25 protein-coding genes and 3 tRNA genes are annotated in these 22,989 nt (G+C 61.1%); 20 read left to right on the top strand and 8 right to left on the bottom strand.

The genetic code is table 11. The annotated features are described in order from the left end of the window. Positions 1-7 precede the first annotated feature (7 nt). Genes BVU99_RS10050 through fucP form a run of 6 tightly spaced genes read left to right on the top strand, consistent with a single transcriptional unit; the run spans position 8 to position 5,403 of the window. Complete coding sequence (locus tag BVU99_RS10050; protein ID WP_043136103.1) at positions 8-853, top strand: fumarylacetoacetate hydrolase family protein; 846 nt, start codon at positions 8-10, stop codon at positions 851-853. A gap of 14 nt (positions 854-867) precedes the next feature. Beyond that, positions 868-2,145 (top strand): L-fuconate dehydratase, encoded by a 1,278-nt coding sequence (locus BVU99_RS10045; RefSeq protein ID WP_099816599.1) that lies wholly within the window; start codon positions 868-870, stop codon positions 2,143-2,145. A gap of 14 nt (positions 2,146-2,159) precedes the next feature. Further along, positions 2,160-3,023: an amidohydrolase family protein gene (locus BVU99_RS10040; protein ID WP_089196494.1), complete on the top strand. Its 864-nt coding sequence runs from the start codon at positions 2,160-2,162 to the stop codon at positions 3,021-3,023. After that, positions 3,001-3,777, top strand: a complete 777-nt coding sequence (locus BVU99_RS10035; protein WP_043136096.1) for an SDR family oxidoreductase — start codon at positions 3,001-3,003, stop codon at positions 3,775-3,777. The genes BVU99_RS10040 and BVU99_RS10035 overlap by 23 nt, the downstream gene beginning before the upstream one ends. After that, positions 3,774-4,133, top strand: a complete 360-nt coding sequence (locus BVU99_RS10030; RefSeq protein ID WP_043136092.1) for an L-rhamnose mutarotase — start codon at positions 3,774-3,776, stop codon at positions 4,131-4,133. Before BVU99_RS10035 ends, BVU99_RS10030 begins: the two co-directional genes overlap by 4 nt. Positions 4,134-4,173: 40 nt before the next feature. Further along, positions 4,174-5,403 (top strand): L-fucose:H+ symporter permease, encoded by a 1,230-nt coding sequence (gene fucP, locus BVU99_RS10025; protein ID WP_049207862.1) that lies wholly within the window; start codon positions 4,174-4,176, stop codon positions 5,401-5,403. A 1-nt stretch (position 5,404) separates the two neighbouring features. Here fucP and BVU99_RS10020 read toward each other — a convergent pair whose 3' ends face one another. Further along, on the bottom strand, positions 5,405-6,607 hold the full coding sequence (locus BVU99_RS10020; protein ID WP_089196495.1) for an MFS transporter: 1,203 nt from the start codon (positions 6,605-6,607) through the stop codon (positions 5,405-5,407). Between the two features lie 108 nt (positions 6,608-6,715). Between BVU99_RS10020 and BVU99_RS10015 the strand changes: the two genes are divergently transcribed. Beyond that, a complete protein-coding gene (locus BVU99_RS10015; RefSeq protein ID WP_025305199.1) occupies positions 6,716-7,627 on the top strand; it encodes a LysR family transcriptional regulator in 912 nt (303 codons plus the stop codon). A gap of 10 nt (positions 7,628-7,637) precedes the next feature. On the opposite strand, the gene BVU99_RS10010 is transcribed toward BVU99_RS10015, so the two are convergent. After that, on the bottom strand, positions 7,638-8,834 hold the full coding sequence (locus BVU99_RS10010; protein WP_099816598.1) for an MFS transporter: 1,197 nt from the start codon (positions 8,832-8,834) through the stop codon (positions 7,638-7,640). 136 nt (positions 8,835-8,970) lie between these two features. Between BVU99_RS10010 and BVU99_RS10005 the strand changes: the two genes are divergently transcribed. Next, on the top strand, positions 8,971-9,567 hold the full coding sequence (locus BVU99_RS10005) for a TetR/AcrR family transcriptional regulator (RefSeq protein ID WP_025305201.1): 597 nt from the start codon (positions 8,971-8,973) through the stop codon (positions 9,565-9,567). A 45-nt stretch (positions 9,568-9,612) separates the two neighbouring features. On the opposite strand, the gene BVU99_RS10000 is transcribed toward BVU99_RS10005, so the two are convergent. Next, positions 9,613-10,692, bottom strand: a complete 1,080-nt coding sequence (locus tag BVU99_RS10000) for a GGDEF domain-containing protein (RefSeq protein ID WP_025305202.1) — start codon at positions 10,690-10,692, stop codon at positions 9,613-9,615. Positions 10,693-10,951: 259 nt separating this feature from the next. Between BVU99_RS10000 and BVU99_RS09995 the strand changes: the two genes are divergently transcribed. Next, positions 10,952-11,236: a DUF1435 domain-containing protein gene (locus BVU99_RS09995; RefSeq protein ID WP_004933115.1), complete on the top strand. Its 285-nt coding sequence runs from the start codon at positions 10,952-10,954 to the stop codon at positions 11,234-11,236. Positions 11,237-11,325: 89 nt separating this feature from the next. On the opposite strand, the gene BVU99_RS09990 is transcribed toward BVU99_RS09995, so the two are convergent. From BVU99_RS09990 to BVU99_RS09975, 4 genes are all read right to left on the bottom strand, one after another. Continuing rightward, positions 11,326-11,412 (bottom strand) — tRNA-Leu (locus tag BVU99_RS09990). 42 nt (positions 11,413-11,454) lie between these two features. Further along, a tRNA-Leu gene (locus BVU99_RS09985) sits at positions 11,455-11,541 on the bottom strand. A gap of 36 nt (positions 11,542-11,577) precedes the next feature. Then, a tRNA-Leu gene (locus BVU99_RS09980) sits at positions 11,578-11,664 on the bottom strand. A gap of 72 nt (positions 11,665-11,736) precedes the next feature. Further along, positions 11,737-12,681, bottom strand: coding sequence for a LysR family transcriptional regulator (locus BVU99_RS09975; protein WP_043136071.1), 945 nt, complete (start codon positions 12,679-12,681; stop codon positions 11,737-11,739). A 118-nt stretch (positions 12,682-12,799) separates the two neighbouring features. Between BVU99_RS09975 and BVU99_RS09970 the strand changes: the two genes are divergently transcribed. Next, entirely contained in the window at positions 12,800-13,792 is a 993-nt protein-coding gene (locus BVU99_RS09970; RefSeq protein WP_099816597.1) for an aldo/keto reductase, read from the top strand. Between the two features lie 50 nt (positions 13,793-13,842). Here BVU99_RS09970 and rsmC read toward each other — a convergent pair whose 3' ends face one another. Next, positions 13,843-14,883 carry a 16S rRNA (guanine(1207)-N(2))-methyltransferase RsmC gene (rsmC, locus tag BVU99_RS09965; RefSeq protein ID WP_099816596.1) on the bottom strand — a complete coding sequence of 347 codons (1,041 nt, stop codon included), beginning with the start codon at positions 14,881-14,883 and terminating at the stop codon, positions 13,843-13,845. Positions 14,884-15,029: 146 nt separating this feature from the next. Between rsmC and BVU99_RS09960 the strand changes: the two genes are divergently transcribed. From BVU99_RS09960 to BVU99_RS09915, 10 genes are all read left to right on the top strand, one after another. Beyond that, a complete protein-coding gene (locus tag BVU99_RS09960) occupies positions 15,030-15,467 on the top strand; it encodes a DNA polymerase III subunit psi (RefSeq protein ID WP_060434175.1) in 438 nt (145 codons plus the stop codon). Then, a complete protein-coding gene (gene rimI / locus BVU99_RS09955; RefSeq protein ID WP_049294806.1) occupies positions 15,412-15,855 on the top strand; it encodes a ribosomal protein S18-alanine N-acetyltransferase in 444 nt (147 codons plus the stop codon). The genes BVU99_RS09960 and rimI overlap by 56 nt, the downstream gene beginning before the upstream one ends. A gap of 154 nt (positions 15,856-16,009) precedes the next feature. Then, entirely contained in the window at positions 16,010-16,315 is a 306-nt protein-coding gene (locus tag BVU99_RS09950; protein ID WP_043136062.1) for a helix-turn-helix transcriptional regulator, read from the top strand. 3 nt (positions 16,316-16,318) lie between these two features. Then, positions 16,319-17,584: a type II toxin-antitoxin system HipA family toxin gene (locus BVU99_RS09945; RefSeq protein WP_099816595.1), complete on the top strand. Its 1,266-nt coding sequence runs from the start codon at positions 16,319-16,321 to the stop codon at positions 17,582-17,584. Between the two features lie 146 nt (positions 17,585-17,730). Next, positions 17,731-19,320 (top strand): peptide chain release factor 3, encoded by a 1,590-nt coding sequence (prfC, locus tag BVU99_RS09940; protein WP_025305208.1) that lies wholly within the window; start codon positions 17,731-17,733, stop codon positions 19,318-19,320. 517 nt (positions 19,321-19,837) lie between these two features. Further along, on the top strand, positions 19,838-20,452 hold the full coding sequence (gene osmY / locus BVU99_RS09935; protein ID WP_060448185.1) for a molecular chaperone OsmY: 615 nt from the start codon (positions 19,838-19,840) through the stop codon (positions 20,450-20,452). 161 nt (positions 20,453-20,613) lie between these two features. Beyond that, on the top strand, positions 20,614-20,775 hold the full coding sequence (locus tag BVU99_RS09930; RefSeq protein WP_004857650.1) for a DUF1328 domain-containing protein: 162 nt from the start codon (positions 20,614-20,616) through the stop codon (positions 20,773-20,775). A 68-nt stretch (positions 20,776-20,843) separates the two neighbouring features. Continuing rightward, entirely contained in the window at positions 20,844-21,029 is a 186-nt protein-coding gene (locus BVU99_RS09925) for a stress response protein (protein ID WP_025305210.1), read from the top strand. 10 nt (positions 21,030-21,039) lie between these two features. Then, on the top strand, positions 21,040-22,158 hold the full coding sequence (locus tag BVU99_RS09920; protein WP_025305211.1) for a patatin family protein: 1,119 nt from the start codon (positions 21,040-21,042) through the stop codon (positions 22,156-22,158). Continuing rightward, positions 22,155-22,937 (top strand): TatD family hydrolase, encoded by a 783-nt coding sequence (locus tag BVU99_RS09915; protein ID WP_099816594.1) that lies wholly within the window; start codon positions 22,155-22,157, stop codon positions 22,935-22,937. Before BVU99_RS09920 ends, BVU99_RS09915 begins: the two co-directional genes overlap by 4 nt. The last annotated feature ends 52 nt before the right edge of the window (positions 22,938-22,989 follow it).

The raw sequence follows: 22,989 nt of genomic DNA, 5'->3' as shown, positions 1-22,989 counted from the left end.
GGAACGCATGAAACTTTTACGTTATGGGGAACCCGGGCAAGAGCGCCCCGGCATGTTGGATGAGCAGGGCCGCCTGCGCGATCTGTCGCAGCATATCGCCGACGTGGGCGGCGCCGCGTTATCGCCGGCGTCGCTCGCCAAACTGCGCACGCTGGACAGCGCCGCATTGCCGCTGGTCGAGGGGCAGCCGCGTCTCGGCGCCTGCGTCGGCGGCATCGGCAAGTTCATCTGCATCGGCCTGAATTACGCCGATCACGCGGCGGAGACCGGTGCGGCCATTCCTGAGGAACCGGTGGTGTTCAACAAATGGACCAGCGCGGTGGTCGGCCCCTACGACCGGGTGGAGATCCCGCGCGGATCGCAGAAAACCGACTGGGAAGTGGAGCTGGGCGTGGTGATCGGCCTGGGCGGGCGCTACATCAGCGAAGCGGATGCGATGCGCCACGTCGCCGGTTATTGCGTGATCAACGACGTCTCAGAACGCGAATATCAAATTGAGCGCGGCGGCACCTGGGACAAGGGCAAAGGCTGCGACACCTTTGGGCCGATCGGCCCCTGGCTGGTGACCGCCGACGAAATCGCCGATCCGCACAGCCTGAACCTGTGGCTGGAGGTGGACGGCAAGCGCTATCAGGACGGCAACACCAGCACCATGATCTTCCGCATTCCGCAGATCGTCAGCTACCTCAGCCGCTTTATGAGCCTGCAGCCGGGCGACGTGATCTCCACCGGCACGCCGCCGGGCGTCGGCATGGGGCAGAAACCGCAGCCCATCTACCTGCGGGCGGGCCAGACGATGCGTCTGGGCATTGAAGGGCTGGGCGAACAGCGCCAGCAAACCGTACAGGCTTAACCGGGAGCGCCGCCATGACCACCATTACCGCACTGCGGGTTGAAGACATTCGTTTCCCCACGTCGCTGGGGCTGGACGGATCCGACGCCATGAATCCGGATCCCGACTATTCCGCCGCCTACGTGATCCTGGAGACCGATCGCGCGGATCTCAGCGGCCACGGACTGACGTTCACCATCGGCCGCGGCAACGAGATCTGCTGCGCGGCGATCCGCGCGCTGGAGCATCAGATCGTCGGTGAGCGGCTGGAGACGATCGCCGCCGATATGGGCGCCTTCTGGCGGCGCTTCACCAGCGACAGCCAGCTGCGCTGGATCGGGCCGGACAAAGGCGCCATTCACCTGGCGACCGGCGCGGTGGTCAACGCGGTGTGGGATCTGTGGGCCAAATCGGTCGGCAAGCCGGTGTGGCGGCTGGTGGCGGAGATGACGCCGGAGGAGCTGGTGCGCTGCATCGACTTCCGTTACTTCACCGACTGCATCACGCCGCAGGAAGCGCTGGCGCTGCTGAAACAGCGGGCCGAGGGCAAAGAACGGCGCCTGGAGCGGCTGCTGCAGGAGGGGTATCCCTGTTACACCACCTCCGCCGGCTGGCTGGGCTACCCGGACGACAAGCTGCGCCGCCTGTGCCAGGAAGCGGTCGACGCCGGTTTCTCCTACCTGAAGCTGAAGGTCGGGCGCGATCTGGAAGACGACATCCGCCGGGTGCGCATCGCCCGCGAGGTGATCGGCCCAGATCGCCGGCTGATGATCGACGCCAACCAGGTGTGGGAAGTGGACGAAGCCATTCCGTGGGTGAAGCATCTGGCGTTCGCCAAACCCTGGTTTATCGAAGAGCCGACCAGCCCGGACGACGTGGAAGGGCATCGCCGCATCCGCGAAGGGGTGGCGCCGGTCAAGGTGGCCACCGGTGAGATGTGTCAGAACCGCATCATGTTCAAGCAGTTCATCATGCGCGGCGCGGTAGACGTGGTGCAGATCGACGCCTGCCGTCTCGGCGGCGTCAACGAAGTGCTGGCGGTGATGCTGATGGCGGCCAAATACCAGCTGCCGGTCTGCCCGCACGCTGGCGGCGTCGGGCTGTGCGAGTACGTGCAGCACCTGTCGATGATCGACTACCTGTGCATCGCCGGCACCCACGAAGGCCGGGTGATCGAGTACGTCGATCATTTGCATGAACACTTTGTCGATCCCTGCGTGATCAACGGCGCGGCCTACATGCCGCCGAGCCGTCCCGGCTATTCGATCGAGATGCATCCGTCGTCGATCGAGCAGTATCGGTTCCGCGGGTGAGGCGGGAGGATCGCATGCCGCGCATCGACGCGCATCAGCACTACTGGCGCTATCACCCACGGCACTACCCGTGGATCGACGAGCGGATGCGGGTGCTGCGGCAGGATTTCGATCCGCCCCGGCTGCGGCCGCTGTTGCAGGAACACGGTTTCGACGGCGCGCTGGCGGTGCAGGCGCGCCCCAGCGAGGACGAGACGCTGACCCTGCTGGCGCTGGCTGAGCAGAGCGAGGGCGTATGCGGCGTGGTGGGCTGGCTGGATATCGCCGCGCCGCAGCTGGCGCAGCGCCTGGAGGCCTTGCGGCCTTACAGCGCGCTGCGCGGGGTGCGCCATCAGGTGCAGGACGAAGCGGATCCGGCGGCCTGGTTGGCGCGGCCGGAGGTGGAACGCGGCATGCAAACGCTGCAGCGCGCCGGGTATGTGTACGAGATCCTGGTGACGCATCGGCATCTGGCGGCCGCGGCGGCGTTCGCCGCCCGCCATGACGAACACTGGCTGGTGCTGGATCACCTCGGCAAGCCGGACATCGCGCGCGGCGTGCGGCACTGGGCGCAGCAAATCCGGCCGCTGGCGGCGCTGCCGCACGTGGCCTGCAAGCTATCGGGGCTGATCACCGAGGCGCCGGGCGGCCGGTGGCGGGCGGAAGAACTGCTGCCGTTCTTCGACGCCGCGCTGGAGGCGTTCGGCCCGGAGCGGCTGATGTTCGGCTCCGACTGGCCGGTGTGCCTGCTGGCCGGCGACTACCGCCAGGTGGTGCAACTGTGCGAACGGGCGCTGTCGACGCTGGGGGCCGCCGAGCAGGCGGCGATTTGGGGCGGCACCGCCTGGCGAATTTACGGTTTAACGGAGTCTGGTTATGGATCTGTATCTGCAAGATAAGGTGGTGCTGGTCACCGGCGGCGGTGCCGGCATCGGCGCGGCGATTGCTCATGTGCTGGCCGAGGAGGGGGCGATCCCGGTGCTGGTCACCAACGCCGCGCCGGAGGCGGCGCTGCTGGCCGATTTGCAGCGGCTGCAGCCGCGCACCGAGGTGATCCTCACCGAATTGTGCGACGAGGCGGCCTGCCGCCGGGCGGTCAGCCAGACGCTGGCGACCTTCGGCCGCATCGACGGACTGGTGAACAACGCCGGGGTCAATGACGGCGTCGGGCTGGAGGCGGGGCGTGAAGCGTTCGTCGGCTCGCTGGAGAAGAACTTGGTGCACTACTACCTGATGGCGCACCTGTGCCAGGCGGCGCTGCAGGAAAGCCGGGGCGCCATCGTCAACATCGCCTCCAAGACCGCGCTCAGCGGGCAGGGGGGCACCAGCGGCTACACCGCCGCCAAGGGCGCGGTGCTGGCGCTGACGCGCGAATGGGCGGTGTCGCTGCGCCATGACGGGGTGCGGGTGAACGCGGTGGTGCCGGCGGAGGTGATCACCCCGCAGTACCAGCGCTGGCTCAACACCTTCGCCGAGCCGCAGCGGCAGATGGAGAAAATCACCGCGCGCATTCCGCTCGGGCAGCGCATGACTACGCCGCAGGAGATCGCCGATACCGTGGCGTTTCTGCTGTCGTCGCGGTCATCGCATACCACCGGGCAGTGGCTATCGGTGGACGGCGGCTACCTGCATCTCGATCGGGCGCTGACGTGAGCGGCGCGGCGGCAGGGCGGCGCCGTTTCTGCCAGGCGCTCGATCTGATTGACTCACCGGCGCTGATTGCGGAGTACCAGCAGCATCATCAGCGCATCTGGCCGGGCATCGCCGCGCATTTGCGCAAGCACGGCATTCTGGACATGGAGATTTACCGGTTGGGCACCCGGCTGTTCATGATCGTGGAGGTCAGCGCCGATTTTGACGCCGCGCGTTTTGACGCCGCCAGCCTGAACAACCCCGAAGTACAGCGATGGGAAGCGCTGATGTGGCACTACCAGGCCGCCACCCCCTGGACGCCGCAGGGCGAAAAATGGGTGGAAATGGCGCGGATTTTCTCTCTGCAACAGCAATAACGCCAACATCATCATCGCCAGACGATACGAGGGTATCACCATGCTTGCTGAAAAAAGTGCGGCCTCCGCGCAGCCGGGCGTCCCCGTGACCGCCAATCTGCGCTGGGCCTTTATCCTGGTCACCAGCCTGTTCTTCATGTGGGGGCTGTCCTATGGCCTGCTGGACGTATTAAACAAACATTTTCAGGAGACGTTGCACGTCACCAAGGCGCAGTCGGGGCTGCTGCAGGCGGCCTATTTCGGCGCCTATTTCCTGGTGGCGCTGCCCGCCGGGTACTTTATGGATCGCAAGGGCTATAAGGCGGGCATTCTGGTCGGGCTGTGCCTGTATGCGCTGGGGGCGCTGCTGTTCGTGCCGGCGGCGTCGGCCAACAGCTTCGGCGTATTCCTGTTCGCGCTGTTCGTTATCGCCAGCGGCCTGGGCTGCCTGGAAACGGCGGCCAACCCGTACGCCACGGTGCTGGGCGATGCGCAGGGCGCCGAACGGCGGCTCAACCTGGCCCAGTCGTTCAACGGCCTCGGGCAGTTTATCGGCCCGCTGATCGGCGGCACGCTGTTCTTCTCCGCCAGCCAGTCCACCGGCGGCGGCGATCAGAGCGCGGTGAAGATGACCTATGTGGCGATCGCCGCGCTGGTGCTGCTGATCGCGCTGTTGTTCAGCCGCACACGGCTGCCGGCGATCCGCGAAGAGGAAAAACCGGTGCACGGCGTGATAGCGCAGGGATTGTGGCAGCATCCGCATTTCGTCGGCGGGGTTATCACACAGTTCTTCTACGTGGCGGCGCAGGTGGGCGTCGGGGCGTTCTTCATCAACTACGCCACCGAGCACTGGCGCGAGGTGTCTAACCAGAGCGCCTCTTACCTGCTGTCGATCGCCATGATCTGCTTTATGGTCGGGCGCTTCTTCAGCACCTGGCTGATGGGGCGAGTCAAACCGGCGACGCTGCTGGCGGCCTATGCGCTGATCAACATCGCGCTGTGCGGCGTGGTGATGCTGAGCGTCGACGGCGTATCGGTGGTGGCGCTGATCGCGGTGTTCTTCTTTATGTCGATCATGTTCCCGACCATTTTCGCCCTGGGGGTGAAAAATTTGGGTAAACACACCAAGCGCGCCAGCTCCTTTATGATCATGGCGATCGTCGGCGGCGCCATCATGCCGTACTTTATGGGGGCGCTGGCCGATCGTTACAGCACCGCGCTCTCTTATCTGCTGCCGCTGCTGTGCTTCGCGGTGGTGCTGGTTTACGGCCTGCGGCAGCGCCGCGCCTGATTCAACCCGGCGGCGAATCGGCCTTCGCCGCCGTTGCCAGCGCCTGCGGGCGGGTTCGTATCAGGATCGCCAACGCCAATAGCAGCACCATGCCGGACAGCACGCCGTTTATCGTCAGGCCTCCGGTGTCCACCACCAGCCCACCCGCCAGCGAACCGCAGGAAATCGCCAGATTAAACAGCGCGATATACAGAGAAGAGGCGACCTCTACCGTGTCGGGGGCCGCCTTGAGCATCCATGCCATCAGTGAAACGGAAACGCCGCCGTAGGCGATGCCCCACAGCAGGAGGAAGGCACTGCCGCTCAGCGGCGCGTGGCCCAGCAGCGGCAGCAGCAGGACGGCGAGCGCCAGCCCGAGGGCGATCAGCGCCAGAGTGCGGCGCAGCCGTTTGGCGGCGGCCTGGCCGGCGATGAAATTCCCGGCGATACCGGCGACGCCGTAGGCGAACAGCAGCGGCCCCACCCAGCGGCCCTCGATGCCGGCGACCGTCTGCAACAGCGGGCGAACAAAGGTGTAAGCCATAAAGTGGCCGGCGACCAGCAGAAACGTCAGCAGCAGCCCAAGGAGCAGTCGGCGATTCGCGCGCTGCGCGGTGAACGACCGCCAGCTTATCGCCTGCGTGACCGGCAGCGACGGCAGCACGCACAGCAGCAACAGCAGGGTCAGCGCCGCCAGGACGGTGACGGCCAGAAACGCCATGCGCCAACCCAGCGCTTCGCCGAGGAACACCCCGAGTGGCACGCCGAACACCGAGGCCGCCGCTACGCCGCCGAAGATGACGGACAGCGCCAATCCGACGGAGGCCGGCGGCACCAGGCGTTCCGCCAACCCGCCGGCGATGGCCCAGATACCGCCGATGCAAAAGCCCAGCAGGATGCGCGCGGCGAACAGCAGGGCCAGGGAGGTGGCAGCGGCGGCCAGCAGGTTAGCGGCGATCAGCAGCAGCAGAAAGCCCACCAACAGGCTGCGGCGATCCGTGCGCCGGGCGCCCAGCACCACCAGCGGGGCGAACAGCGCGGCGAACAGGGCCGGCAGGGAAATCAGCAGCCCGGCACGGCCTATCGATGCGTTCAAGGTGCTGACGATCGGAGTCAGCAGCCCGACGGGCAGCATTTCTGCGGTGACGACGGTAAAGGTGGACAGGCCGACCGCGAAGGTCGCCAGCCAGGGTTTTGCGCCGCCGTCGGCGTGTAAGGCATTCATAAGGATCCTCCCAACAGATGAATAACCTCAGTGTATCCGCGCCAAAATGGCTGATAAACTGGCCTGATTGCGCAACATTGGGGACAAGTCGTGGCTAATTTACCGTCTATGCCGTTGGATAACCTGACAGACCTGCTGGTGTTCATCCGCGTCGCCGACGCTTGCAGCTTCACGCTGGCGGCCGAGAGGCTGGGCATCTCCCGATCGGCGGCGGGCAAATGCGTGAACCGATTGGAGGAGCGATTGGCGACCCGGCTGCTGCAGCGCACCACGCGCAGCGTCAGCCTGACCGAAGACGGCGCGGTGTTTTACGAGTATGCGCAGCGTATCCTGTCGCAGGCCGAAGAGGCGGAAACGGCGCTCAATACGCGGCGGCAAACCCCGCGCGGGCGGCTGCGGTTGGATCTGCCGGTCTCGCTGGGGCGGTTGCATATCCTGCCGATTTTACGGGAGTTTTTGGCACAGTGGCCGGAGGTGGACGCCGACGTCAGCTTCTCCGATGAGTACAGCGATCTGGTGCGCGACGGCATCGACGTAGCTATCCGGGTCGGCGGCAGCGACGACAGCCGGCTGGTGCGGCGAGTGCTCGCGCCGCATCGCCTGATCACCTGCGCGGCGCCGGACTATCTGGCGCGGCACGGTACGCCTGCAAAACCGGAGGCGTTGGGCGATCACGAGACGCTGGTTTTCAGCCATCAGGGGCTGCCGGCGCCCTGGCGCTATTTGGTCAACGGCCAACTGCACGAACAGCCGGTGCGCGGCCGGATGCGTTTCAACAACGTCGAGGCCTTGCGGGATGCGGCCGTCGCCGGGGCGGGTCTGTGCCAAGTGGGGGCGTTTCTGGTCGGCGAGCAGATTGCGGCCGGCACGCTGGTGCCGGTGCTGGAGCGCTATTGTCGCCCGGGGCCGCCGATCTGCGCCGTCTATCCCAGCCGGCGCCATCTCTCCCCCAAGGTGAAACTGTTTCTGACGGCGATCGAACGGCGCTGGCAGGGCAAGGCGATTTGGGAAACCGCTTAGCGCGGGCGATTCACGCCGCTTTCAAGGCCAGCGTTCGCTGCATTAAGCGGTAGCCGCCGGCCGCCACCAGCAGTACGACCAGGCCGGCCGTGAGCGTGACGCCAAAGCCGGCCGTTATCCCCGCAGCGTCGATCGCCAGGCCCGCCAGGGCTGCGCCGAACGCTACGCCTATCCCCAGGCCGGTGACCATCCAGGTCAATCCTTCCGTCAGCCGGGAGGGCGGCACGATGTTTTCAACCAGCCCCATGGCAACGATCATGGTCGGCGCAAAAAACAATCCGGCGACAAACATCGCCGCCGCCAGCGTTAAGACATTGTGCACCCACAGCAGCGGCAAGGTGGTGAAAGCGGTGGCGAACGCCGCGTATAAGAACAGACGAGGCAAGGGGACGGGGATCTTCATTGCGCCGAAAATCAGCCCGGCCAGGCAGGAGCCGAACGCGTAAACCGACAGTACGATGCTGGCGGCGGCCGGCTGCCCTTGCTGCTCGGCGAAGGCCACGCTGATGACGTCCACGGTGCCGACGATGGTGCCGAGGGCGATCAGCGCCAGCACCAGGATCTGCATCGACGGCATGGTCAGGATGGCGCGCTGCCGCTGGTTATTGTGGGCGTAAACCGGGGGCTGGGTGCTTTTTTGCGCGGCGAATGCCGCAACGCCCGCCACCAGAAGCAGCGCGGCCACCAGAGGGCCGGCCTCTGGGAAGAGTGAAACGCTAAGCCCCACGGCGATCGGTGGGCCGACGATAAAGGCCACCTCGTCCAATACGGACTCGAATGAAAATGCCGTGTGCAGCTGTGGCGTGCCGCGATAAATTTCGCTCCAGCGGGCCCTGACCATCGCGGAGATGCTGGGCATGCCGCCCGCGAGCGCGGCGAAGACAAACAGAGTCCAGTCCGGTGCCCGATAGTGGGTGCAGAACAACAGCAGCAGCAGGGCGATCGCGCTGATCCCGGTGGCATACGGCAACACGCGGCTTTGGCCGTGACGATCCGCCGCGCGCGCGATTTGCGGCGCAAGCAGCGCCATGGAAAAGGCGAACGTCGCTGCCACCGCGCCCGCCAACCAATAGGAACCGCGTACCTGCGAGAGCATGGTGATGATGCCGATACCGGTCATCGAGACCGGCAGGCGCGCGATTAGCCCGGCAGAGGAAAACGCCTTGCTGCCCGGGGCGTTGAACAGTTTGAAATAAGGATTTGCCATGGAAAGGGCTCCGGAATGTTGGCGGCTCGGTATTCGCTCAATGTCCATCATTGACATACGCCACGTATGTTACGTTAATTGACATACATGGCGTATGTCAATTATAACGTCATCAATAATGAGGCGGAGTGGACCCATGGCACGTAAAGCGCGCACCGAAATGATTGAAGAAACCCGACAAAAGCTGGTGGCGGCGGCCCGCCGGCAGTTTGGCAGCGTGGGGTATGCCGAGACGGTGATGGATGATCTCACCGCCCAGGCCGGCCTGACGCGCGGCGCGCTCTATCACCATTTTGGCGATAAAAAGGGGCTGTTCCTGGCGGTGGTGCAGGCGATAGACTCGGAGATGGATGCGCATCTGGCTGACATAACCGCGAGTACTGCGGATGACTGGGAGGCTTTTGCGGCGCGTTGCCGCGGTTATCTGATCATGATGACGGAGCCGCAAGCGCAACGCATTCTGTTGCGTGATTCACCTTCGGTGCTGGGAGCTGAATATCTGCGGGCCAGCAAGCTGGCGTGCATCAGCTGGATGACGGGCGCATTGCAGGCCTTGATGGCGCAGCGGCGCATCGCCGTCGCCGAGCCGGAATCGCTGGCGCATTTAATCAACGGCGGCCTGATGGATGCCGCGCTGTGGGTCGCCCATCATCCGGAAAAAGACGTGGGGCTGGAACAAGCCTTGGTCAGTTTGAATCTGTTGCTGAACGGGCTGCGTTCCACCGCCGTATAGCCGTATAAGTGTTGATGTCAGCCGCCGCGCCGTTACGGCGGCGGCTTAAGGGTGAACGGCGGCGGGCTCGACGTTTTGCGCCAGCTGAATATTGTTGCGGCCGCTGTGCTTCGCCAGATAGAGCGCGGCGTCGGCTGCGCCTATCGCCGATTCGATGTCCAGTTTTTCCAGCGCGGAGATGCCGGCGCTGAGCGTCAGCGTGCCGCTGTGCTGCGGACTGGCGCCGTGCGGGATGTTCAGCTCCGCCACCCGCTGGCGCACCCGTTCGGCCAGTTGCGCCGCGTAGCCTTCGTGCACGTTGGTCAGCAGCACCAAAAACTCTTCCCCGCCGTAACGCACCACGATGTCGCGCGAACGCACCGCATCGCGAATGGCGACCGCTACCTGCACCAGCGCCCGGTCGCCCATGGCGTGGCCGTAGCTGTCGTTGTAGACCTTGAAGTGGTCGATATCCAGCAGCAGCACGTAGTGGCGGCCGGTTTGCGGTTCCAGCAGCATAGTGATCTTATTTTCCAGGCCACGCCGGTTATAAAGGCCGGTCAGGGGATCGAGCATGCTCAAATTATTGAATTTGTCCCGCTCGTTATACAGGTTGGCCACCAGCGCGTGGGTAAAGATTTCACTGCGTTTCAACATCAGGTGATGAATGGAGAAAGCGATAATAGGTAATAGCGTGGTGAATAATATCCGCAGGGTATTATGCATGCCGTCTAAAGCCAGGATCACCATTGCGGAAGGCACGGCGTGTAAACAAAAGGCGGTAAAGTTATCCGTCAGAGAAATAGCGCTGATAAAAAAGATGCTGAACAAACTAATTAATAAAAAATCTTGGTTATTCGGCAAGCAATATTGACTTTTAACGTAAATATGTGCGGCCCACAGCAGGCCAAGCACGCTGGAGAACAGGTTGAGTTTGCACAAATATTTACGTGGCGTTTGCAGAGAAAATAGCGCTGCTACCAGACAAAATAGCGGTATACATAATAAAGGTAGGGTAAATGCGGGCGTATCCCTAAAAGGGAACAATAATGTAAATACGGAAGAGGCGGCATTCATTATCAGAAAAAGAAATAATGCCAGGCGCTGCTTGCTGTTCAGTAATTCCTGATAAGAACGGGCGTTCATACGGAGGTCACTCTTTGCAAAGTCGTTCTGTCGAATAATTAAGGTTGAGAAGCATTCCCTTGGCGCGAATATCCACTTGAATTGCATGGTTGAGGATTGTGATTATTATCATGCAAACAGGACTAGGAATTTTCTTATGTCAAATTATCATTTTTTCCTGCTGGTGTCATCTGAGTTTGGTCAGCGCAGTGAAAATGATGCGGCGGCCAAAAAAGTGTTATATGATATTGGTTATCATTATCACTTGAGGAGGGTTGTCATGCTCACTGCCATGATTGCCGCGTGCGGGCTGTGGGGCGTCAGTTGGTGCCTCGGCGATCGCCTGGCCAGCGCCTGGGGCGTTTTGCTGCCTTGTGCGTTGATGCCGCTGTTGGCCCTGATCAACCTGGATATGCTGCAGTTGCGCACCCTGATCGTGATAGCGATGTTGGCCACGCTGGTGATGCTGTTCAACAGCCGGCTGCGCCACTATCTGCTGCTGCCTTCCTGTATGGCGCTGGCGGGCGGCCTGGCGGCGGTCAGCCTAAACTTCAGCTTCGGGTGAAACGCCCGAAACGGCAAAACCACGCTTAAGCGTGTGATTCATCAATGCGTTGGGATTTTTTCGGGGAGACTACCGGAGAGATCATCAATTGGTGCGAAGAGAGGGACTTGAACCCTCACGTCCGTAAGGACACTAACACCTGAAGCTAGCGCGTCTACCAATTCCGCCACCTTCGCACAGTCGATGTTGTTGCTTTGATTTATATTACGTCGCCAGCGTGGTGCGAAGAGAGGGACTTGAACCCTCACGTCCGTAAGAACACTAACACCTGAAGCTAGCGCGTCTACCAATTCCGCCACCTTCGCATCGATGCTGAGTGCAATATAAATCATGTGGTTATTTGGTGCGAAGAGAGGGACTTGAACCCTCACGTCCGTAAGGACACTAACACCTGAAGCTAGCGCGTCTACCAATTCCGCCACCTTCGCGTACCAGAAACATTACCGGAGTAACGTTACCACGGAGGCGAATTCTAGAGATTTTGGCGGGCACGTCAACAGTTATTTCCCCGCTTTGCGGGCGTTTGCTGGAAAAACAGCCATATCGCCGCTTTTCTGCTGGTCAAACAGCCAAATCAGCCAATCAATCAACACCCTGACCCGTGGCGCCAGGAAACGGCCAGGCGGATACATGATGTAAATCGGCATCGGCGGGGGCGGCGTGTCCGTCAATACTTCCACCAGTTCGCCCTGTTCCAGCCAGGGGGCAAGCGAATAGCGCGCCGCCTGTATCAATCCCATGCCGGCTCGCGCGCCGGCTATATAGGCGTCTGCGCCGCTGACGCTCAGCCGGGCGGGGAGTTCGCGTAGTTCCAGCTTGCCGCCGCGGCAGAACTCCAGCGGGTAATCGCGGTTGCTGGCCAGCGAAAAATACCCCACCGCGCGGTGCGGCGCCAGGCTATCGATGTCGAGCGGCGTGCCGCAGGCCTGCAGGTAAGCGGGGGAAGCGCAGGTGATCTGTGGCAACTGGGCGATGCGCCGCGCCACCAGGCTGTCGTCTTCGGTTTCCCAGGCGCGCAGCACGCAGTCAACGCCTTCTCGCAGCAGATCGACGTGGGTGTCGTTGGCACCCAGCGCCAGGGTGATGTCGGGATAACGCTGGTAAAAGTCGTCCAACGCCGGAATGACGATCTGGCGCGCCAGCGAATGGGGCATATCGATGCGCACCTTGCCGGACGGCTGCAGCTTATGGTGACTGAACAGCGTGTCCGCCTCCTCCAGTGCCCCCAGCAACTGCACGCAGCGTTGATAGTAGAGGCTGCCTTCGCTGGTCACCTGTACCTGGCGGGTGGTGCGGATCAGCAGGCGAACGCCCAGCCGCTGCTCCAGCCGTTTTAACGCGTTGCTGACCGTGGCGCGCGGCAGCTGCAGGCGTTCGGCCGCCCGGCTGAAGCTGCCCAGTTCGACGATGCGGGTAAAAATGCGCATGGCTTGAACCTGATCCATGTCCACTCCGGATTGTTGGTGATTTTTGAACAGTGATGTGCAATCTGCATTATTTATCTTTGTAGTGTAAACAACCAGACTTTGCTGCGTTATCCATTCACCGCATGAGGGCAGCACAATGCAACAACGTAAACTGGGTTCCCACGGTCCCGTCGTCTCCGCCCTGGGGCTGGGATGCATGGGCATGAGCGACTTCTACTCCACCGGCGCCGATCGGCAGGAAGCCATCGCCACGCTGCACCGGGCGCTGGAGCTGGGCGTCACGCTGCTCGACACCGCCGACATGTATGGCCCGCACACCAACGAAGCGCTGGTGGGGGAAGCGATCAAAGGCAAGCGGCAACAGGTGTTCCTGGCCACCAAGTTCGGCATCCTGCGCGATCCGGCGGATCCTTCGGCGCGCGGCGTCAGCAGCCGGCCCGAGTATATCCGGCGTTCCGTCGAGGGCAGCCTGCGGCGCTTGGGCGTGGAGGAGATCGATCTTTATTATCAGCACCGGGTCGATCCGCAGGTGCCGATCGAGGACGTCGTGGGCACGATGGCGGATCTGATCCGCGAAGGCAAGATCCGCCACATCGGCCTGAGCGAGGCGTCGGTGGCCACGCTGGAGCGGGCGCACAAGGTGCATCCGATCACCGCGCTGCAGACCGAATATTCGCTGTGGACGCGCGACGCCGAGCAGGGCGTGCTGGCGGTCTGCGAGCGCCTGGGCATCGGCTTTGTGCCCTACAGCCCGTTAGGGCGCGGTTTCCTCACCGGCGCTATCCAGCGGCCGGAGGATCTTGCCGAGGACGACTTCCGCCGCAGCAACCCGCGCTTCCAGGGGGAAAACTTCAGCCGCAATCTGGCGCTGGTGGAGAAGGTGAGCGAGCTGGCGGCGCAGAAGGGCGTCAAACCTTCGCAGCTGGCGCTGGCCTGGGTGTTGGCGCAGGGCGAGCACATCGTGCCGATCCCCGGCACCAAACGCCGTCGCTACCTGGAAGAGAACGTCGCGGCGGCGGAGATAACGCTGAGCGCGGCTGAGCTGGCGGCGATCGACGCGGTGTTCCCACTGAGTGCGGCGGCCGGCGAACGCTACGGCGCCGAGTCGATGACCTATATCAACGGCTAAAAAAAAGCGCGGCCTCAGGCCGCGCTCTGTCGTTTTCCGCCAACGGCGAATTATTTCTTGTTCGGCGCGCGCGGCGGGCGGCCGACGGTGGCCTGATACACCTTGAAGCGGCCGTTCTGCGCCAGCACTTCATGGCTGCCGAAGGTGGCGTCCAGAATGTCCGGGTACGGCAGGAAGGCGTTGGCGACGATGCGCAGCCTGCCGCCGATCGGCAGGTGCTTCACCGCGCCGCGGATCAGGGTTTCAGCAGCGGTCAGGCTGGTCTGCAGCCCGTCGTGGAACGGCGGGTTGGAGATGATCATGTCGAAACGGCCGGTGATGTCGGAGTAAACGTTGCTGACGATCACTTCGCCTTCGATGCCGTTGGCGGCCAGCGTTGCGCGGCTGGATTCCACCGCGGCGGCGTTGACGTCGCTGAGGGTCAGTTTCACCTTCGGCGACAGCTTGGACATTACCGAGGCCATGACGCCGGCGCCGCAGCCGATGTCCAGCACCTTGCCTTTCATGTGTTTTTCCAGCGTCGACAGCAGCAGCGAGCTGCCGACGTCCAGACCGTCGCGGCTGAACACGCCCGGCAGCGTTTTCACTTCCAGATCGTGCAGCTGATAGCTGTCCCACCAGTCGTTCAGGTCGAACTCGGTCTGCGCGTCCAGGCGGCCATGATACAGGCCGCAGCGGCGCGCACTGTCGATTTTCACCAGCGTGACGTGGCCTTCCAGCGTTGGCTCGGCGCTGCGCACGCCGCTGCGGTTTTCACCGACCACGAACACGTCCGCGCCCACCGGCAGCAGCGCCAGGAGGTTGCACAGCTGGAATTGCGCTTCCTGCTTGCTCTTCGGCCAGTAGTAAACCAGCGTGTCGCAGTCGGCGACGAAAGCGGGATCGACGGTCAAACCGAACTGCACGTTATCGCCCATCGTCCGGTTCAGTAACTGCCAGTGATGGTATTGCTGAGTGTGGACGCGCACGTCCGCGGCCTCGAATTGGGCCGGCAGGCTGTCCTGCAGGTCGCCGGCAAACAGCACGCGGCGTTCGATAAATTCATCACTGTGGCGCAGCATGACTTCACTGGCGGGGGTTAATGCAGACATCAGATATTGGCTCCTGGAAATGAGACCGGGGATTATAGAGCTTTGTGGCGATATGTTCGACGGGTTTGTTGGCGCGGGCTGCGCGGGTTTGTTAGCATAGCGCGGCGCATGGCAGGCATGGCGCACCACAACGGGTAGGAATCGGCATGGCATCAAAACGCGACTGGCTGTTACAACAACTGGGTATTACGCAGTGGACATTGCGCCGCCCGAGCGTGTTGCAGGGCGAAGTGGCGGTCAGTCTGCCGCCCGAGGCACGCCTGCTGGTGGTGGCGCAGACGCTGCCCGCACCCGACGATCCGCTGTTTTGCGACGTGCTGCACAGCCTGGGGCTGACGCCGGCGCAAACTTACAGCCTGACGCCGGAACAGGCGGCGATGCTGCCTGAAGAGACCGCATGCAACAGTTGGCGGCTGGGCGTGGCGGAACCGCTCGCGGTCGCCGGCGCGCAGCTACACAGCCCGGCGCTGGCCGAGCTTTCCCAAGACGCGGGGGCCAAACGCGCCCTCTGGCAGCAGATTTGTCATCATGAACACGATTTCTACCCTGACGGCGGCCGATCTGGCCACGGCCTTCACCATTGAGCAAGCCAGCCACGCTTTTCCTTGGACGGAAACCACCTTCGCCAGCAATCAGGGCGATCGCTACCTTAACCTGAAGCTGAGCGCCGACGGGGCGATGGCGGGGTTCGCCATCACGCAGATCGTGCTGGACGAAGCCACGCTGTTCAACATCGCCATCCATCCGCAGTACCAGCGCCGGGGCTTTGGCCGCCTGCTGCTCAACGCGGTGATCGAACAGCTGGAGAGCCGCGGCGTGGTTACGCTGTGGCTGGAGGTGCGTGCTTCCAACCAGGCGGCGATCGCGCTGTATGAAGATCTCGGTTTCAACGAGGTCACCGTGCGCCGCAATTATTACCCGAGCGCCCACGGCCGCGAAGACGCGATCGTGATGGCGCTGCCGCTGGGGTAATCTAAAACATCCTGTTTATTGTTTGCATTCCCTTTTACAACTAAAAAGTTGTTTATTCATTAATTTACATCAAAAAAGTTGTTTTTCACTGTCTCGACAACTAATTTGTTGTTTATTGCTGGTGAGACAATCAATGCGTTGTTTGGAGGCGCGGATGAGAAAACTATCCGAAATATCAGCGTTGCTGAAAGAAAAACGCAGTGAGTTGGGTTGGAGTCAAAAAGACTTTTTAATGAAGATTGGCATGACCCAACAGCAATATCAGCGTATTGAAGCGGGGAGCGATATGCGGGTAAGCACGTTGCTACGAATATTGGCGGCGATGAATTTGGAATATGTCATCGTGCCAAAAAAGTCTGCCCGTGATGTGGAGTGCCTGCTGCAACAGGAAGTGAGTAGCGCACCGGAAGTCGGTAAGCCGCAGGATTTTGAAAAAAAACTGAAAGATCTCGAGGACTAGCTGATGAAAGGGCTGCGACAGGTTGAATCGGTACAGGCATTAGCCTTGATATTGCATGGCGTGCGTGTTGGCGTGCTGGCGCATTACAGCGGCGGCAGAAACATCCTGACGTTTGATCCACACTACCTCGCTTTGCCGGAGCGTGTTCGTCCTTTGTTTACGCTCAGGCAGAAGGCTCACGCGGGGTATCTTGAGCAAGTTTTACAGTCATCGCAGCGTCTGCCGCCCGTTTTATCCAACTTGTTACCCGAAGGCGCACTGCGCACTTGGGTGGCACAGTCGTTGAAAGCCCATGTGAATGAGGAGTTTCCTTTAATTGCCTGGGCCGGTGGAAACTTGCCGGGAGCGCTTGAAGCACGGCCGTTGGCTGCCAGTGACATACCCGCCTGGGCGTTAAGGTCGCGCGGCGAGTTGGAAGCCGTGCAAATTGATGTTGGGATGGAGGCGCAAAAGTTTTCTCTGGCAGGGGTACAAATGAAATTTTCCTCTGTGCGCAAAGAGGGCCGCTTCAACATTTCTTCTCAGGTGGGCGCTGATAGCTGGATCATTAAAACGCCTTCAACGGTTCATCGTCATCTCCCTGAAAATGAATATACGGCAATGCGTTTGGCGCAAGCCATCGGCGTGGATATTCCTGATATTGAGCTGGTTGAATTGACACGACTTGAACACTTGCCTGATATTCGCTTGGCGGATGAACCCTATGCTTATGCCACCCGTCGTTTTGACCGCAGCGAAAGCGGGCGAGTGCATGCAGAAGATTTTGCCCAGATATTCGAGATTTACGCGCACGATAAATACCGCGGCAAAAATTACGATCAAATAGCGGCTTATCTCTATGAGTATGGCAGTGAATCTTTAGCGGATGTGCAGCAAATGGCGCGCCGTCTGTTGGCGAATATTTTGCTCGCCAATGGCGATGCGCACGTAAAAAATTGGTCCATGTTCTATCCAAACCAGACTGATATTCGGCTTTCTCCCGCTTATGACATCGTCACTACGTTGGCTTATATTCCTGGTGAGTCTGAGGCTGCGCTCAATATGGCGAAGGAAAAGCGCTGGGATAGGATCTCAATGCAAACCTTCGAACGCTGGGCTGAGCGGGTCGATATTCCCTGGTCTGCGATACGGGTGCACCTGGTGGATGCCATCGACAAGGCGCGAAATTTGTGGCCGGCCTTATTGGAAGAGCTGCCGATGGCGGACGATCACAAATCGGTATTGCGCCGGCATTGGGCCGCTTTGTCTCCCGATTTCCACCTGCGTTAGCGGGAAATCGGATCCATTGATTGTCACCGGTTGGCAAATCGGCGAAAATACCCGGCTGTTATCTTTTATTCACCGCTTTGCCTGGCGCCGCGATCGGCGCGTTCTGATGATGTCGCAGGGCGGACTAACCGTAGAACCTGAAAACCATGTCTCCTAGTGAATTTGCCCGCGAAGTCTCCAAAAGAAGAACTTTCGCCATCATCTCGCACCCCGATGCCGGTAAAACCACCATTACCGAAAAAGTGCTGCTGTTCGGACAGGCGATCCAGACCGCCGGTACGGTAAAAGGCCGCGGCTCCAGCCAGCACGCCAAATCCGACTGGATGGAAATGGAAAAGCAGCGTGGGATCTCGATCACCACCTCGGTGATGCAGTTCCCGTATCGCGACAGCCTGGTCAACCTGCTGGATACCCCGGGGCACGAAGACTTCTCCGAAGATACGTATCGCACCCTGACCGCCGTCGACTGCTGTCTGATGGTGATCGACGCCGCCAAGGGCGTTGAGGATCGTACCCGCAAGCTGATGGAAGTCACCCGTCTGCGCGACACGCCGATCCTGACCTTCATGAACAAGCTGGACCGCGACATCCGCGATCCGATGGAGGTGATGGATGAAGTCGAGCGCGAACTGAAGATCGCCTGTTCGCCTATCACCTGGCCGATCGGCTGCGGCAAGCTGTTCAAAGGCGTTTACCACCTGTACAAGGATGAAACCTACCTGTACCAGACCGGTAAAGGCCACACCATTCAGGAAGTGCGCATCGTCAAAGGCCTGAACAACCCGGAACTGGATATCGCCGTGGGCGAAGATCTGGCGGCGCAGCTGCGCGATGAGTTGGAACTGGTGCAGGGCGCTTCCCACGAGTTCGATCAGGAGGCCTTCCTGAGCGGCGAGCTGACGCCGGTGTTCTTCGGTACCGCACTCGGCAACTTCGGCGTGGATCATATGCTGGACGGCCTGGTGGCCTGGGCGCCGGCGCCGATGCCGCGTAAAACCGACACCCGTGAAGTAACGGCGGCGGAAGAGAAATTCACCGGTTTCGTGTTCAAGATCCAGGCCAACATGGATCCGAAGCACCGCGACCGCGTGGCCTTTATGCGCGTGGTGTCCGGCCGTTACGAGAAAGGCATGAAGCTGCGCCAGGTGCGCACCGGCAAAGACGTGGTGATCTCCGACGCGCTGACCTTTATGGCCGGTGACCGTTCGCACGTGGAAGAAGCCTACCCGGGCGACATCATCGGTCTGCACAACCACGGCACCATTCAGATCGGCGATACCTTCACCCAGGGCGAAGACATGAAGTTCACCGGCATCCCGAACTTCGCGCCGGAACTGTTCCGCCGCATTCGCCTGCGCGATCCGCTGAAGCAGAAACAGCTGTTGAAGGGGTTGGTGCAGCTGTCCGAAGAGGGCGCGGTGCAGGTGTTCCGCCCGATCGCCAACAACGATCTGATCGTCGGTGCGGTCGGCGTGCTGCAGTTCGACGTGGTCGTGGCGCGTTTGAAGAGCGAGTACAACGTGGAAGCGCTGTATGAGTCGGTCAACGTGTCGACGGCACGCTGGGTCGAGTGCGACGACGTGAAGAAGTTCGAAGAGTTCAAGCGCAAGAACGAGATCAACCTGGCGCTGGACGGTGGGGACAACCTGTCCTACATCGCGCCGACCATGGTGAACCTCAACCTGACGCAGGAACGCTATCCTGACGTGACCTTCCGCAAAACCCGCGAACACTGATAACTCTGCAGGGCGCCCGGTGCGCCCTGCCAGCTCCCCGTATTCTCACTCCGCTAATTAATAAAACTTCCTCATATTTTATCCTGCGAATCGACATCGCCAAGGCGAGACGCGATTGGCCTGCGTTTTCCGCCGCATGGTCTATCTTTAACGAGATGTCCGCACATTGCTTGAGAGTAAATCACTGCAATACGCTGATTGTTTGGTGAGTTATTCTGATGTGTTGCCGATAGGAGACAGTCTGTTTCCTTAAATATCAATGAGATGACTATTTTACCGTTTCGTGTCACTTAGTCTGTCGTCAATAGGCGACAGTTTTTTGATTAAAAATCCGACTCAACGCTTCTTTTGCTTGATTTTAAAGGTGTTTGTTGAGTTGGCACGGCTGTTGCAATATTCCTATCGTGAACGCTTAATCATATAGCGATGATGAAGTATTTACCGAGAGGCCGCGTGAAGGTGGCTGAAGGGTTCCGGCACTCTGGCGCTGCGGGCCCCCAACAAAAGGAAGAGATCGATGAAAAAGACCAAATTTGCACACTCGCTGATGGCTGTTGTTTTGGGTTCTGTTTTGGTGAGCGGCACTGCGCTAGCCGAAGACAGTCTGCTCAACAAGGCGTCTAACGCCGCGGACAGTGCCGGTGCCAAAATCGATAGCTCCATGAAAAAAGTTGACGGTTACATGGATGACAGCGCGATAACGGCTAAAGTTAAAAGTGCGTTGGTGGACGATAAGACCATCAAAAGCACTGACATTTCGGTGAAAACCGAAAAAGGCACCGTGATCCTGAGCGGGTTTGTCGGCAGCCAGGCGCAGGCGGAGCATGCAGTTGCGGTTGCCGGCAAGGTGGAAGGCGTCAAAACCGTTAGCGACAAGCTGCACGTGAAAGATGAAGCCAATCAATCGATCAAATCGTATGCCGGCGACACCGCCACCACCAGTGAGCTGAAAGCCAAGCTGCTGGCCGATGACATCGTGCCGTCGCGCAATGTGAAAGTGGAAACCACCGATGGCGTGGTGCAGCTTTCCGGTGAAGTGAAAACGCAGGCGCAGTCTGAGCGTGCCGAAAGCATCGCCAAGGCTATCGATGGCGTGAAAAGCGTGAAAAACGACCTGGTGGTTAAGCAGTAATCCCGCCAGGCGCCCGTAACAAGTAACAACAAGCCGCATCTGTCGGGCCGTCAAGGCGGCCCGACGTGTACCACCAAAAAAAGAAACTGATTTGCCGTCGATGTCCCGTTGTCGGGGCGGTAGACGGCAGCGAATTTTTTCACAATGGTAAGGAGAAGCTTATGTTTCGTTGGGGCATTATCTTTTTAGTTATCGCGCTTATCGCTGCGGCACTGGGGTTCGGTTCGCTGGCGGGCACCGCCGCCTGGGCGGCTAAAATCGTGTTCGTCGTCGGCATCATCCTGTTCCTGGTCAGCCTGTTCACCGGCCGTCGGCGCCCTTAGCCGGCCGGCATTTTCCCGTAAACTGTAACAAAGCTTAACTCCTTTTCTCACGTCGGGGAGGGCCGGACATGAACAGTGACATCATCGTCGGGCGCTGGAAACAGCTGAAAGGCCAGGTATGGCAGGCGTGGGCCGAATGGTCCGGCAGCGATTGCGCCTGGCTGGCCGGCAGCAACGATTTCCTCGCCGGCGTACTGCAAGAGGATTACGGAAGAGAGCGAGACGCGGTATCCTCGGAGAAAACGTCTCACTGAGGATGCCAAGTTGGGATACAGAATACCCATCACGCTCGGCAATATAGAACCGCTGGCGTCTAAACCCTTTCGGCCAGGCAAAATGGCGCTGGTCTGCGAAGGCGGCGGCCAGCGCGGCATTTTCACCGCCGGCGTGCTGGACGAGTTTCAGCGCGCGGGCTTTAACCCTTTCGATCTGTTGATCGGCACGTCGGCCGGCGCCCAGAATCTGTCTGCCTATATCTGCGGGCAGATGGGCTACGCGCGCCGGGTGATCACCCGTTACACCACTTCGGCACAGTTCTTCAATCCGCTGCGCTTCGTGCGTGGCGGGCATCTGATCGATCTCGATTGGCTGGTTGATACGGCGGCGGCGCAGATGCCGCTGGCGATGGACGTGGCGGAACAGCATTTTACCGACGGGCGCGAATTCTTACTGTGCGCCTGCCGCAGCGACGATTTCGAGCCGACCTATCTGCCTGCGCAGCGCGAACGCTGGCTGCCGGCCATCAAGGCATCCAGCGCCATTCCCGGCTTCTATCGCCAGGGCGTGGAGCTGGACGGCGTCAGCTATCAGGACGGCGGCATCAGTGATGCGATCCCGGTGGAAGAGGCCTATCGCCGCGGCGCCGACACTATCGTGGTGATCCGCACCGTGCCTTCGCAGATGTACTACACCCCGCAGTGGATGAAGCGCATGGAGCATTGGCTGAGCGACAGCAGCCTGCAGCAGATGGTGCGCATCCTGCAGCATCACGAGCAAAGCTATCACCGCATCCAGCGCTTTATCGAAAAGCCGCCGGGCAAGCTGCGCATCTTCGAGATCTTCCCGCCGAAGCCGTTGGCCAGCAATGCGCTGGGCAGCCGATTGGGAGCGCTCAATCAGGATTATCACCTGGGGCGCCGCTGTGGCCGCTACTTTCTGGCCACCGTCGGCCAGTGGATGGCACAGCCGGAGCCCGACGGCATCAAGGTGCGAAAAGCGTTGTCGCGCCGCCTGATCCAGCCGGAGAACGTCAGAATGCCTTCGCCGATCGTGACCGACATCGCCATGCCCACCGAGCGGGCGGCGCAGCCGGAGGCGGCGGTAGCGGCGCCGAAAATCATCCTGCCGGGCGATCTGCCGCCGGGTGAAGGGGGGGCGCTGTGAGTTACGCCTTTACCGATACCCACTGCCATTTCGATTTCCCGCCCTTTACCGGGCATGAAGTCGAGAGCCTGGCGCGGGCGGCAAGCGCCGGCGTACAGCGCATCATCATCCCGACGGTCACTGCCGATCGCTTCGCGCGGGTGCTGCGGCTGGCGCAGGATCACACGCCGCTGTTCGCCGCGCTGGGTCTGCACCCGCTGTATATCGCGCAGCATCATGAGCCGCAGCTGGAACAGCTGGCGATGCTGTTGGCCGAGCGGCCGCACAAGCTGGTGGCGGTGGGGGAGATCGGGCTCGATCTGTATATGGACAACCCACAGTTCGAGCGGCAGCAAAGCGTGCTGCTGGCCCAGCTGAGGCTGGCGAAACAGCATGACCTGCCGGTGATCCTGCATTCGCGTCGCACCCACGATCAGCTGGCCGCCGCGCTGCGGCGCATGCAGCTGCCGCGTCGCGGCGTGGTGCACGGCTTCGCCGGTAGCCTGTCGCAGGCGCAGGCGTTTATCCGTCTCGGCTATTACATTGGCGTGGGCGGCACCATCACCTATGAGCGGGCGCAGAAAACGCGCGGCGTGATGGCGCAGCTGCCGCTAGAGGCGCTGCTGCTGGAGACCGATGCGCCGGACATGCCGCTGGCCGGCTATCAGGGGCAACCGAATCGCCCCGAACGCGCCGTCGAGGTGTTTGAGACGCTGTGCGAACTGCGCCCGGAGTCGGCCGACGAGATCGCCGCCCACCTGCAACACAATACCCAAGCGCTGTTCGCCATGCCGAATTGAGGTCTGCATAACGTGACCTGAGTCACGTTATAAGATTTTCATTTGCGTCTCG

Source organism: Serratia sp. OLAL2 (genome assembly GCF_002752475.1).
GTDB classification, from domain to species: Bacteria; Pseudomonadota; Gammaproteobacteria; order Enterobacterales; family Enterobacteriaceae; genus Serratia; species Serratia bockelmannii.
This window is presented reverse-complemented; position numbering and strand designations above follow the sequence as displayed.